This window comes from Thauera phenylacetica B4P, from assembly GCF_000310225.1.
GTDB lineage: Bacteria > Pseudomonadota > Gammaproteobacteria > Burkholderiales > Rhodocyclaceae > Thauera > Thauera phenylacetica.
This window is the reverse complement of record NZ_AMXF01000610.1, coordinates 1-437: the sequence shown is the minus strand read 5'-3', so window position 1 is coordinate 437 and position 437 is coordinate 1. Positions and strand designations below refer to the sequence as shown.

Below are 437 nucleotides of genomic sequence, written 5' to 3'. Positions count from 1 at the left end.
GAAACGAGTACGTTTTGTTTTGAAGGTTATAGGATCAAGCCACACGGGCAATTAGTACCGGTTAGCTGAACGTGTTGCCACGCTTACACACCCGGCCTATCAACGTTGTGGTCTTCAACGACCCTTCAGGGGGCTCGAGGCCCCGGGGAAGTCTCATCTTGAGGCGAGTTTCCCGCTTAGATGCTTTCAGCGGTTATCTCTTCCGCACATAGCTACCCGGCGATGCGACTGGCGTCACAACCGGTACACCAGGGGTGCGTCCACTCCGGTCCTCTCGTACTAGGAGCAGGCCCTCTCAAACTTCCAGCGCCCACGGCAGATAGGGACCAAACTGTCTCACGACGTTTTAAACCCAGCTCACGTACCACTTTAAATGGCGAACAGCCATACCCTTGGGACCGGCTACAGCCCCAGGATGTGATGAGCCGACATCGAGG

At 55.8% G+C, this 437-nt stretch carries 1 rRNA gene; it reads right to left on the bottom strand.

The annotated features are described in order from the left end of the window. Positions 1–30: 30 nt before the first annotated feature. Positions 31–437 (bottom strand): 23S ribosomal RNA (locus C667_RS23940); the annotation flags it as partial.